Annotated in this window: 10 protein-coding genes; all 10 read left to right on the forward strand. The window is 50.3% G+C overall.

What is annotated here, in order from left to right; translation table 11 throughout:
- Positions 1-7 precede the first annotated feature (7 nt).
- The 10 genes from FM107_RS02195 to eboC are packed head-to-tail and all read left to right on the forward strand — an operon-like array spanning position 8 to position 12,323.
- Positions 8-1,489 (forward strand): RagB/SusD family nutrient uptake outer membrane protein, encoded by a 1,482-nt coding sequence (locus FM107_RS02195; RefSeq protein WP_086946875.1) that lies wholly within the window; start codon positions 8-10, stop codon positions 1,487-1,489.
- Between the two features lie 46 nt (positions 1,490-1,535).
- On the forward strand, positions 1,536-4,232 hold the full coding sequence (locus FM107_RS02200; protein ID WP_086946876.1) for a c-type cytochrome: 2,697 nt from the start codon (positions 1,536-1,538) through the stop codon (positions 4,230-4,232).
- Complete coding sequence (locus FM107_RS02205) at positions 4,198-5,307, forward strand: aldose 1-epimerase family protein (protein ID WP_086946877.1); 1,110 nt, start codon at positions 4,198-4,200, stop codon at positions 5,305-5,307. Before FM107_RS02200 ends, FM107_RS02205 begins: the two co-directional genes overlap by 35 nt.
- A gap of 11 nt (positions 5,308-5,318) precedes the next feature.
- Positions 5,319-6,530, forward strand: coding sequence for a hypothetical protein (locus tag FM107_RS02210; RefSeq protein ID WP_086946878.1), 1,212 nt, complete (start codon positions 5,319-5,321; stop codon positions 6,528-6,530).
- Between the two features lie 26 nt (positions 6,531-6,556).
- Positions 6,557-7,594, forward strand: coding sequence for a sugar phosphate isomerase/epimerase (locus FM107_RS02215; protein ID WP_086946879.1), 1,038 nt, complete (start codon positions 6,557-6,559; stop codon positions 7,592-7,594).
- A gap of 20 nt (positions 7,595-7,614) precedes the next feature.
- Positions 7,615-8,772: a Gfo/Idh/MocA family protein gene (locus FM107_RS02220; RefSeq protein ID WP_218778903.1), complete on the forward strand. Its 1,158-nt coding sequence runs from the start codon at positions 7,615-7,617 to the stop codon at positions 8,770-8,772.
- Between the two features lie 21 nt (positions 8,773-8,793).
- Positions 8,794-9,597 (forward strand): DUF1080 domain-containing protein, encoded by an 804-nt coding sequence (locus tag FM107_RS02225; protein WP_086946881.1) that lies wholly within the window; start codon positions 8,794-8,796, stop codon positions 9,595-9,597.
- 29 nt (positions 9,598-9,626) lie between these two features.
- Positions 9,627-10,454, forward strand: coding sequence for an EboA domain-containing protein (locus FM107_RS02230; protein ID WP_086946882.1), 828 nt, complete (start codon positions 9,627-9,629; stop codon positions 10,452-10,454).
- Between the two features lie 3 nt (positions 10,455-10,457).
- Positions 10,458-11,438 carry a TatD family hydrolase gene (locus FM107_RS02235; RefSeq protein ID WP_086946883.1) on the forward strand — a complete coding sequence of 327 codons (981 nt, stop codon included), beginning with the start codon at positions 10,458-10,460 and terminating at the stop codon, positions 11,436-11,438.
- 12 nt (positions 11,439-11,450) lie between these two features.
- Entirely contained in the window at positions 11,451-12,323 is an 873-nt protein-coding gene (gene eboC / locus FM107_RS02240) for a UbiA-like protein EboC (RefSeq protein WP_086946884.1), read from the forward strand.
- The last annotated feature ends 11 nt before the right edge of the window (positions 12,324-12,334 follow it).

Raw genomic sequence — 12,334 nt, forward strand, 5'->3', positions numbered from 1 at the left:
GACGACTATGAAATTGAAATATATAGTATTGGGCTTTGCACTTATGAGCCTGAGTTCATGTAACCACTTGCTAGACGTAAAACCGCACGATTTTTCAAGTGGCGAGAACTACTACGAAAACGAAGGACAAATCCTTCGTGCAGTAAACGGCGTATACAGCCAGCTGCAAGGTTTATATACCAGCGACTTTTTCGCTTTAACAGAGATGCGCGCGGATAATACAAATTATCAATTCGACGCCACCGATCGTGGCGCGCAGCAGCGCGAGGAGATTGATGAATTCTTGATCACCCCCTCAAACACCTATATGAACACCTCTTGGACATTGCTTTTCGGCATCGTTCAGCAGGCCAACGTTATACTCTCGCGCATCGAGGAGGTGCCCTTTTCCGATGAAGCGCTCAAAGAGCAGTACACAGGTGAAGCAAAATTTTTGCGTGCATTTGCACACTTCCATTTAGTGCGTTTGTTCGGAGAAATACCTTTGCATACAGAAGAAGTAGCTAACCCTTCGGACGCCTTCACAGAGGGCAAAGCTTCCGTAGAGGAAGTATACACGCTCATCATCCAAGATGTGAGCGAAGCCCTTGCCAGCCTGCCCGAGGCATACGATGAAAATAACACGGGGAGGGTGACTAAAGGTGCTGCCTATACCCTTCTGGGGGATGTGTATCTCACGCGTAAAGACTACGCCAAGGCTGTCGAAAACTTTACGCAGGTGACGCAACTGGGCTACGCGCTGGTCTCGGACTACGCCGATTGTTTTAATCCAAACGACAAAAATAATGAAGAATCGATCTTTGAAGTTCAGTATGATGCGTCAATCGAAGCAGAAAATAGTAACTTTATATTCGCCTTTGGCCCGCGTAATGCTAAGCTCAAGCTTGTAGGCTTTACCGGTAACCTAGGGGGAAGCAACATCCCTACGCCGAGCATCTATGATGCCTACGAGGAAGGTGATCTGCGCCGAGATAAATCTATACAACTATTTGATGACCCTTCAAACGCGGCTTATGCCGAGGCCGAAGCTTTTGGTGGTAAAATGCCGTTCATAAAAAAATTCTACCACGCCCCGTATATCGAGGATGGTCGCGCCAATGAAAATTGGCCTGTATATCGCTATGGCCACGTGTTACTGATGCTTGCCGAAGCGCTAAATGAGACCGGGTCCGGTGACCCATATGTATACCTAAACCAGGTGCGCAAGCGTGCTGGGCTCAAGGCCGTATCGGGGCTCTCCAAAGAGGCCCTGCGTCAAAAAATCGCCGACGAGCAGCGCGTAGAGGTAGCCTTCGAGAGCCACCGCTGGTATCAGCTGCTGCGTACCGGGCAGGCCGAGCAAGTAATGAATGCACACGGCGCCCAGGAGAAAGAACGCCTATCGCGCCTAAGCGGCGCTTCGTATAAGATAGAGCCTTATAAACTCCTATTTCCGATCCCGCAGCGCGAGATACAGGTGAACGGTATCGAGCAGAATACCGGCTGGTAGAAGCAGGCGCTACAGGTAATCAACCCATGACTAAACACCCATAATAATGCTACAAAAGAATAAAATCGTAAACATCCTCAAGATCAGCATCGCCATGCTGATCTTGAGTGCATGCGCTGGCCCCGACGAACAGGAGTCTGTAGACACCAACCCCAAAACCCAGAAGATCGCGGTTCCCGAAGGCTTTGCCATAGATCATATCTACTCCCCCTCGGATAACGAGAAGGGCTCCTGGGTAGCGATGACCTTCGATGATAAAGGGCGGATGATCACCTCGGATCAATATGGCGGACTATTCCGCATCGAGCTGCCCCCAATTGGGTCCGACAGCACCGTGCAGCCGAAGATAGAACCCTTAGATTTCCCGAGTGAAAAAAGCGATCCAGCAGATACGACCAAGAAGGTAGGCATCGGCTACGCGCAAGGTCTTCTATGGGCAAACGGCAGCCTGTATGTGATGATCAATCACTTTCCAAATGACGAGTTCGAAAAGGGAAGCGGCCTGTACCGGCTGGACGATACAGATAACGACGACAAGCTCGATAAATTAACGCTGCTGCGGGCCATTCATGGTGAAGGCGAGCATGGTCCGCACAGCATCGTGCTGGGGCCCGACTCCACCTCGCTTTACATCGTGGCGGGAAACCACACCGACCTGACCAAGATGGACAGCTACCGACTACCGCCAACATGGCAACGCGACAACTTATTTCCGCACATCCTGGATCCCCAGGGCCACGCCACAGATCGTAAGGAACCTGGCGGATGGATAGCAAAGACAGATTTCAATGGTAAAAATTGGGAGCTCATCAGCGCCGGCTACCGGAACTCATTTGACATCGCTTTCAACGATCAGGGAGAACTATTCGCTTACGATTCAGATATGGAATGGGACTTCGGAATGCCCTGGTATCGCCCTACGCGCCTTTTACATGTTACTTCAGGCAGCGAATTTGGATGGCGCACAGGGAATGCCAAATGGGATGAAAACTACCTGGACAACCTACCAGCGCTGCTTAACGTCGGTCAGGGATCGCCCACCAACCTCCTATTTGCTAGCAAGGCACGTTTCCCAGATAAATACCGAAACAGCCTACTGGCCTTCGATTGGAGCTTTGGAATCATCTACTCCGTGCAGCTAACGCCTAAAGGCGCCACTTATGCGGCTAAAGCCGAGGAGTTTGTCGCGGGGTCTCCCTTACCACTCACCGACGGCGAAATTGGCCCAGACGGCGCATTGTACTTCCTAACAGGAGGGCGTAAGCTCGAATCGGATATCTACCGCGTATATTACAAGGAACAAGATGAAATAGACCCTGCCAAAAAGCTCGAGCAGCCCAATTTTAGCCCCGAATTTGCCCTGCGCAAAGAAATTGAGCAGTACCACAAGCCTTCACCAGCCGGAACGGCAAAAAAAATGTGGGAGCATTTGGGAAATCCAGATCGCCATGTCCGTTATGCCGCGCGCATAGCTATCGAACACCAACCCCTACAAGAATGGGAGTCGCTGGTATTTTCGGAACGAAGCATCACCAAGCTTACCGAAGGCGTACTCGCCCTAGCGCGCACAGCAGCGCCCCAACCGGCTCTGCGCGATCGCCTGCTAGCACGGATGGCCCTTATTCCGCTCGACCGGATAACCCAAGAGAAACTGCTCAATGTGCTGCGCGTCTATGAAACACTTCTCTACCGTATGGGCAAGCCAGAAGGTCAAACAAGAGATGCGCTAGCGGCCCGTTTATCACCGCTATACCCTTCAAAAGTGAACGCAGTAAATCGCAGTTTGGGTAAGGTGCTTGTGGCGATCGACGATCAATCAGTCGTCGAGAAAACGGTACCACTGATCTACTCGGCAAAAGATGACAGCACCAGTAGCTCCAACTTCATGAGCTCCTCGAACCTCATCTTACGTAACCCCGAGTACGGTTTAGCGATCGCCGACATGCTAGCCAACATACCACCAGCACAACAAATATACCTCGCAACAATGCTTAGCGAGGCTAAGCAAGGCTGGACAGAAGACCTGCAGACAGAATATTTCAAATGGTATTACAAAGCCTTTGGCTATAAAGGTGGTAACAGCTACATCGGATTTATCGATAAAGCGCGTAAAATAGCGCTTGCGAACTTACCAAAAGAGCAAAAAGAACACTACGCAGAGTTATCGGGCGACTCACTCGTCAACCAAGCGGGAAACCGTCTAGCCTCCTCGGTACCGCCGCCAGAAGGGCCCGGTAGAAATTGGAAAATCGACACGGCACTCAAGTACTTAGATTCAGCAGACATACAACCCGACTTCAAGCGCGGTGAAGAGCTATTTCTAGCGATCAACTGCGGATCCTGTCACACCGTGAAAGGTAGCGGTGGGTCCGTCGGACCAGATCTCACGCAGCTGGGAACACGCTTCTCGCAAAAAGACATGCTGGAATCCATCATCGAGCCAAGCAAAGTGATCTCCGATCAGTACGAGTCGAAGCTATTCCATCTTAAGGATGGCACCAAGCAACTCGGACGCCTGATGGGCGAGAATGAGAAAGCCTATATAATTTCTCAAAACCCTTATGCCCCCCAGGTGACCATTGAACTTCCAAAGAAAGATGTCTCGGAAATTAAAGTGTCTGAGGTATCGATCATGCCTCCTGGAACGCTGAATAGCTTAAATCCGCAGGAGCTCAACGATATTATCGCTTACTTAATGGCTGGCGGGAATGAAAAAGCAGACGTATACACGAAGAAAAAGTAACGTGAAAGATACAAAAAAAGAATGGTTAGAGTTGGTCTCCCACCATGCGCAGGTCGGCGGCATCGAAACCTCCGTTTTAGATAACGGAAGAGCAAATGGTACCCGTATTGCGTGGGTGAATACGGGCGCCGGCCTTCGTTTTAAGGTCGTCATAGACCGCGGCATGGACATCAGCGATGCCAGCTTCAACCAGCACAATTTAGTATGGCTATCTAGACTCGGAGTGACGGCCCCACAACCGTTCTCGGACTCGGGTATTAACTGGCTGCGGACCTTCGGAGGAGGGTTGCTCACCACTTGCGGAGTCACCCATGCCGGCGGTCCCGAGCAAGACGCTTACGGAAGCCGCGGCTTACACGATCAGTATAGCAATACTCCCGCCGAACTGCTCAGCATAAAACAGCCCAATCTAACCGCGGGTGATAAGCAAATGAGCATCATAGGAAAGATATTTCAAGGGCATCCACTGGGGTATAACATCGAAATTAAACGCACCATTCGCTGTGTCCTCGGTGAGCCCACGATCTATCTAGAGGATGAAATAACGAATATCGGTAACATCCAGGTTCCGCACATGTTGCTCTACCACATGAACTTCGGCTACCCGCTGGTGGCGCCGGGTGCGCAAATTCTCTGGAAAGGAGAATGGACCTCCCGTGAGGGAGAACAGCGGGCGAAGATTTTCAAAAAAGGGGAAAACTTCCGCAGCTGCCCCGAGCCAATGCAGAGCCATAGCGGCACCGGCGAGGAGGCTGCGCTGATAGACGTCGAAGCGGACCAAGAAGGAATAGCATCCTGCGGTATTAATAATCCACAGCTGGATTTTGCTTTACGCATTAGGTTTCACAAAAAACAATTACCTTGGCTTACCAACTGGCAGCACTGGGGAACAGGCGAGTATGTGGCGGGGCTCGAACCCGGAACGCACCCTCCCCTGGGACAGAGCCATGCGCGCCAGAATGGAGACCTCATCCGTTTAGCTCCCGGAGAGTCGCGAAAATATAGCCTTCAAGTGGATATCATTCAAGACCCACAAAAACGAACAGAATTTGTAAATTCATATATAAATCTATAAAACTCTAAGGAATGGAAATAATCGAAAAAGCATTTGAACAAGGAAACGGAGTATTACGCCTAGCGCCAAACTGGGTACCTCGATCTTTCTGTGTACCAGGGAGAAGGATAAAACTTCATCCCGATGATTATTATGTGCTCGGTGGCGAGCGTGGTGGTATCGATGAACGTTGGTTCTCTTCCACAACGCCCGCAAAAAATGGCCCGCTGACGGGTGAATTTGAGGGCCTCAGCTTCGTTGTATATGAAAATGAAGGTAAAACAGAGCAGGTACTACTATCCGACTGCGTAAACCACCTCCAAGGAAAGCTTATCGGCGACCGCTTGTGGGATCAATACCAATCCTGGCCGATGTATTCCAAGTTCTTTGACAACATGGGTCCGCTCCCCCACCATATACATCACAACGACGAGAAAGCCGCCGATATTGGGCAGGACGGGAAGCCCGAAGCTTACTACTTCCCGCCGCAGCTAAATAATCACGGAGGAGATTTCCCTTATACATTCATCGGTATCGCTCCGGGTACACCCAAAGCGCAGATCAAAGAATGTCTTGAGAACTTTTCCAAAGGAGACAACAAGATTACCAATTACTCCCAAGCATACCGACTTGAGCCTGGAACAGGCTGGGACGTTCCTCCAGGACTGCTGCACGCGCCAGGGAGTCTATGTACCTACGAGCCGCAGAAAGCTTCCGATGTATTTGCTATGTATCAGTCCCTTGTAAACGAAGCCATCATTCCTGAAGAGCTGTTATGGAAAGGTCTTCCCGAAGAGAAAAAAGGCGACTACGACGCGCTGATGGACATTATCGACTGGGACCTTAACGTGGACCCTGATATGATGAAAAACAGGTTTATGGCACCTCTACCCGTAGAGGACCAAACGAAGATGGAAGCTGCGGGATATTCCGAGAAATGGATCGTTTACAAATCAACCGCGTTCAGCGCGAAAGAGCTTACCGTATTTCCTGGGCAGACAGTGACCATCACCGATGCTGCTGCATACGGGTTAATCATGATGCAAGGACACGGAAAGTTGAACGACTGGACAATTGAAACACCAGCGCTCATCCGCTATGGACAACTGACAAGCGATGAGTTTTTTGTATCTGAAGTGGCTGCAAAACGTGGCGTCACGATACACAATCATTCCCAAACCGATCCAATCGTTATGTTGAAACACTTCGGCCCTGAAAACCCTGATTTAACAATAGAAGGATAATTTTTTTACCCATAAAACGTTTTGTTATGCCAATAAACAACAGACCAAAACTACACAATGCCACTTGGCCGGGCATCGTAGGAAAAGGAGACCAAGAACCCATTATTGCCCTGGATGAACTGCTCGAAAAAACAGCGGCCGCCAGGGTCGACGGTATAAAATTTGACGGCGTCGATCTGGGCTTATTCGAGCCCCACGTGAAACTCGACCCTTCAGACGATAATGTAAAATTTATTGCCGATAAAATCGGCGGTTATGGCCTCGAGATAGGCACCCTTGTTGCGCCCATATGGCCGCCCGATGGCGGTTCGGCCATGGGCACTGCCCAAGAGCGCGATAAATTTGTGGAGATCATCGAAAAGTCCGCCAAGATGGGTGCCAAATTGCGCGATCAGGGGATACGCACGGCGAACGTCATCCGCATTGATTCAGCAACAGGTGTCGAACAATGGGCGCAAAACCCGGCAGAGAACACGAAGCTGATTGCCGACACATTCCGCCGGGCATGTGACGTGGCAGCAACCTACGGGGAACGCCTAGCGGCCGAAGGCGAGATTTGCTGGGGCGGCATGCACAGCTGGCGCACCATGATCGACACACTCGAGCAGGTGGACCGCGAAAATATTGGCTTTCAAGCCGACATGTCGCACACCTTCCTATACCTTTTGGGTTATAACGCGCCCCAGGACCGTATCCTCAAAGCCGACTTCAACTGGGACGACCGCCAGGAACTTGAGCGTGGACTGAAATTCCTAACCGACAAGCTGCGCCCATGGACCATAGACTTCCACGTGGCCCAAAACGACGGTACAGTTTTTGGTTCTGGTTCACACGACAAAACAGGAAGACACTGCTTACCGACAGACCCCAACGGACGTCTAGATATCGCAAAGGACGCCGGATTCTGGCTCCAGGACGAGAAGGGAAACCCGAGCAAAGTCTTTAACCATATCTGCTGGGACGGTTGTATGTTCCCCAACAGCGTCATGCACGAGCAGCAGACATGGAACGACATCCTTAAAGCGCTAATCGACGTACGTAAGGCAAACGGCTGGTCCGAGTAACAACAAAAAGCATTATTATTATGAGTAAGAAAGAAATAAGAATTGGTTTAATTGGATGTGGATTTATGGGAAGAACACACTCCAATGGATATAAACGAATAAGTAACTTTTTCCCTGACCTAGCCTACACGCCTGTTCTAAAGGCTGTCTGCTCGCGCAGTGAAGATAAAGTAAAAGCCTTCGCAGAGCAGTGGGGATACGAATCCTACGAGACGGACTGGAAAGCACTCATCGCGCGCGATGATATCGATGCAGTAGACATCTGTACGCCCAACAATATGCATAGCGAGATTGCTATCGCTGTGGCAGAAGCGGGAAAGATGGTCCTCTGCGAGAAGCCTCTATCTCGAAACCTCGCCGAAGGAGAAAAGATGGTCCAAGCGGTCGAAAGCAAAAACGTCAAAAACACCATTTGGTACAACTACCGGAGGCTACCGGCGGTGACCCTCGCCAAGCAGATCGTCGAGAGCGGCAAACTGGGTAAAATATTTCATTACCGCACCAACTTTCTGCAAGACTGGACAATAAACGAAGATCTACCCCAAGGTGGAAGGGCGTTCTGGCGGATGGATGCGGAGGCTGCCGGCTCGGGAGTAACGGGCGATTTATTAGCGCACTGTATTGATCTTGCTATGTGGCTCAACGGCGGCATAAAGGACGTCTCGGCGGTAACGGAAATTTTCGTTAAGCAGCGCAAGCACGAGGATACAGGCAAGATCGAAGACGTGAAAATTGACGACGCCTCGATCTTCCACTGCCACTTTGAAAATGGCTCACTAGGCCTATTCGAATCCACCCGCTATGCCCGCGGACATAAAGCAATGTTCACCTTTGAAATCAACGGCGAGAAAGGATCCGTAAAATGGGATCTCCACGATCTCAATCGGCTCGAATATTTCAATAATGCGGATGAATCGATTCTTAAAGGATGGCGCTCGATACACGTAACGGACGGCGATCAGCCATACATGGACAAATGGTGGGTACCCGGCCTTTCGGTTGGCTATGAGCACTCCTTTGTGCACCAAGTGGCCGACTTTCTAGCATCTCTAGAATCCGGAGAGCCGTGTCATCCGACGTTTCGCGATGCCCTAGAGACACAAAAGGTATGCGAAGCGGTCATCAATTCGGCAAACAACAAGCGCTGGGAAGATACTCGCGTTGACTGGAAAGACTAAATAATAAACACCCACAAAAAAATGAAAAATAGATTAAAAAACAGCTGCCTCTGCCTCGGCCTATCTGCACTACTTGTAGCATGTGGCGGAAGCAGCGCTAACCAAGAGGCGACAGACACTGACAGCATAACGACAGCTTCCACCACCGAACAGGACGGCTTCGTCGATATGTTTGCCGCAGGTAGCCTACAAGGTTGGGAAGGAGACACCACCTACTGGCATATGAATGGTGAGATTCTTACCGGGGAAATTCGCGCCGACCAAGAGCCCCTGAAAAACAATACATTCCTAATATGGCAGGGCGGCCAGGTAGGCGATTTTGAGCTCAAAGCGCAGTTCAAAATTTCTGAAAAAGGAAACAGCGGAATTAATTACCGCAGCGACCTTGTCTCCGATGTTCCCAATGCCCTCAAAGGCTACCAGGCCGACATCGACGGACAGCAGCGCTACACGGGACAAAACTACGAAGAGCGTAAACGTACGACCCTAGCTTACCGCGGGCAGTCTACCGAAATTCTCGATCCAACCGCTGAACACAAAGGTGAATCACAAGGTAATGCCTGGACGAACCTAAAAGTTGTGGATTCCGTAGCGACTCAGGAACAGATGCTCACATTCCTTAAACCAAACGACTGGAACGAGATCGAAATTCGCGCTCACGGCAACAAACTCACTCATCTGCTCAACGGCCAAGTAATTGCCGAAGTAACTGACAACGACACCCAGAATCGTAAAGACAAAGGGCTAATCGGTGTTCAGGTACATGTAGGCCCACCGATGAAGATCGAGTACAAAGACATGAAAATAAAAGTAATTGAACCGTAAAACAGTTGTAGGATTTAAGAATAACAAGAATGGAATGGAAAGTGCAACTACGGGATGCCCTGTTATCACGGGTCAGTTCCGAGGAGAGCAGCTATTTACAAGACGCTGAAGAACTGATTTTATCCGATTACAAAACATATTTCAACAAAGTTTACTTGCCGCTTTCGCGCCAGCTATCGCCGCAGACAAAAGAACTTGTAGTAAGCATAGTAACCTCGGAAGACAGTCCACTGATCATTCATCAGTGGACCCTTCTTAGACTCGCGCGTGTCTGGATGCTCAGCCTAATAGACGATCAAAAGGTGCCCTACAAAGCGTTCATCGAAAAGCTTTTCGACTATGCCGACATGCAGGAGCTCACCGCACTCTACTCGGCGTTGAACATCTATAAATACTCCCAAGAATGGGTAGAACGCTGTCAGATAGGCATCCGTAGCAATATCGGCCCTGTTCAACAGGCCATCATCGAGCAAAACAAGTATCCTGCCCAGCATCTTAACCAAGACGCCTGGAACCAGCTGGTGCTAAAAGCATTTTTTACCGAAAAAGATATTCCTTATATTTATGGTCTACTGGGCCGGGCAAACGATCAGTTGCAAGCCTCGATTGTGGACTACATCTATGAAAGAGACTCCGCGCAGCGCGAGATACATCCTCTTTTGTGGCTATTAGTCAGGGACAGTCTACCCCCACGGGCAGTAGAAATATTAATGCAACGGCTTGACTCGCCCCAGAGTGCTAGGGAACGCTACATCACAGAGCAGGTTTCCCTACACTACGCTTCGGCACCCACGGGTTCTGCGCAGCAGGCGAGAAAAAGTAGTGAAGCGCTATTAGAGAACTATTTAACACTTTAAGGAATGTGTACAGATTTAAACAGAGATCCAGCAGCCATGGGAAAACCCATGCCGCTCGATCTTAATATCATAAAAGACTTGAAGTTCGTCGATCCCCATATTCATATGGTCTCCCGCACGACAGACGACTACCAAGCTCTATTCGATGCCGGCGTACTGCTGGTCATTGAGCCCGCTTTCTGGGTAGGACAGCCTCGAACAGGTATCGACTCATTTAAAGATTATTACAATAGCCTTATCGGCTGGGAGCGCTTTCGCGCCTCGCAGTTTGGTATACGCCACTTTTGCACAATCGGCCTTAACTCCCGTGAGGCCAACAACGAGCCCCTAGCCGAGCAGGTGATGGACATGCTACCGCACTTCATTCACAAAGAAGGTGTACTGGGGATCGGTGAGATCGGTTTTGACGACCAAACGGCCGCCGAAGAGAAATATTACCGCGCGCAGCTCGAGCTGGCAAAACAGGCGGGCATCCCCGTACAGGTACATACACCGCATCGTGATAAAACCAAAGGAACCGTGCGCAGTATGGATATTGCCATCGAGCATGGTTTAGACCCTGCTTCGGTAATCATCGACCACAATTCTGAGGAAACCGTGGAGCAAGTGCTCGATCGCGGCTTTTATGCGGCATTCACCATATACCCCTTCACAAAGATGGGCAACGAGCGCATGGTCGAGATCGTCAAACGCTACGGTCCCGAGCGCATCTTAGTAAACTCTGCGGCAGACTGGGGAATAAGTGACCCGCTGGCTGTACCCAAAACTGCAGCGCTGATGCTGCAAAGTGGCATCGCACAGGCCGACGTAGAGAAGGTAACATACCACAACGCGCTAAAGGCATTCCGCCTGCATGAGCACCTTGATCTCTCCAAGCTCGAGGAGACTTTCTTTGCCGACCCAAGTGAAAAATACGAAGGCAATACAATTTTACGAGGCGGACAACAGCCACGGATTAATAAAGATTCTATTATTATATCCTAACCGCGCGTCTTGATGTTGAAACCCTGGATCCAACTTATCCGGCCGTCCAACGTGCTCACGGCAATATCCGATGTGCTCGCTGGAGTCGCCCTTGCTTGTCTTTTTCTTGAGGGCGCGCTGCCCGGACCGAGCACACTGCTGCTCATCATCCTGTCAAGCATGCTACTTTATACTGGAGGTATCGTGCTGAACGATGTGTTCGACGCCAAACTTGACGCAGAGGAGCGCCCCGAGCGGCCTATCCCCTCAGGGCAGGTGAAACGCGCTGGGGCAGCTTGGCTGGTTGGCATCGCTTTCCTACTAGGTTGCGCACTAGCTCTAGTAGTGAACATCAGTGCCTTTACCCTTTCCCTGGCAATCGTCCTGATGTGCGTGTTATATAACGGCATCGCCAAGCACCACTTTCTCGCCGGCCCCATCGCTATGGGAGCATGCCGCGGGTTAAATCTGCTGCTGGGCCTGGCTGTGATACCCGCTGCCCTAGAGCACTGGTACATCGCGATAATACCCATTATCTATATCGCCGCAGTGACAAATATCAGCCGCGGAGAGGTATATGGAAACAACCGAACAGCGATGCTCGTATCGGCTACTCTTTACGCGGTTGTGCTATGTACCCTGGTATATTTCACCTTTATTTCTAAGCATTTCCTAGCCCTAGCGTTCATCTTTCTTTTTACCGTGATGATTTTTCGTCCGCTGCTCAAAGCGCTCCGATCCCTCGAGCCGCTGGACGTACGCGCAGCCGTAAAATCAGGTGTATTAGCGCTCATATTGATGAATGCCAGCTGGATTGCACTTTCGGGCTTCTGGCTGCTTGCCCTAATCGTTTGCGCCATATTACCGATTTCTATTTATTTAGCTAAAAAATTCGCCGTAACCTAAACCCTTAAACG

This window comes from Sphingobacterium sp. JB170 (genome assembly GCF_900163865.1).
Classification (GTDB): domain Bacteria; phylum Bacteroidota; class Bacteroidia; order Sphingobacteriales; family Sphingobacteriaceae; genus Sphingobacterium.

Coding starts and splice junctions, on each gene's coding strand:
- FM107_RS02195 (WP_086946875.1), top strand. CDS start 8: ATGAAATTGAAATATATAGTATTGGGCTTTGCACTTATGAGCCTGAGT.
- FM107_RS02200 (WP_086946876.1), top strand. CDS start 1,536: ATGCTACAAAAGAATAAAATCGTAAACATCCTCAAGATCAGCATCGCC.
- FM107_RS02205 (WP_086946877.1), top strand. CDS start 4,198: ATGAAAAAGCAGACGTATACACGAAGAAAAAGTAACGTGAAAGATACA.
- FM107_RS02210 (WP_086946878.1), top strand. CDS start 5,319: ATGGAAATAATCGAAAAAGCATTTGAACAAGGAAACGGAGTATTACGC.
- FM107_RS02215 (WP_086946879.1), top strand. CDS start 6,557: ATGCCAATAAACAACAGACCAAAACTACACAATGCCACTTGGCCGGGC.
- FM107_RS02220 (WP_218778903.1), top strand. CDS start 7,615: ATGAGTAAGAAAGAAATAAGAATTGGTTTAATTGGATGTGGATTTATG.
- FM107_RS02225 (WP_086946881.1), top strand. CDS start 8,794: ATGAAAAATAGATTAAAAAACAGCTGCCTCTGCCTCGGCCTATCTGCA.
- FM107_RS02230 (WP_086946882.1), top strand. CDS start 9,627: ATGGAATGGAAAGTGCAACTACGGGATGCCCTGTTATCACGGGTCAGT.
- FM107_RS02235 (WP_086946883.1), top strand. CDS start 10,458: ATGTGTACAGATTTAAACAGAGATCCAGCAGCCATGGGAAAACCCATG.
- eboC (WP_086946884.1), top strand. CDS start 11,451: ATGTTGAAACCCTGGATCCAACTTATCCGGCCGTCCAACGTGCTCACG.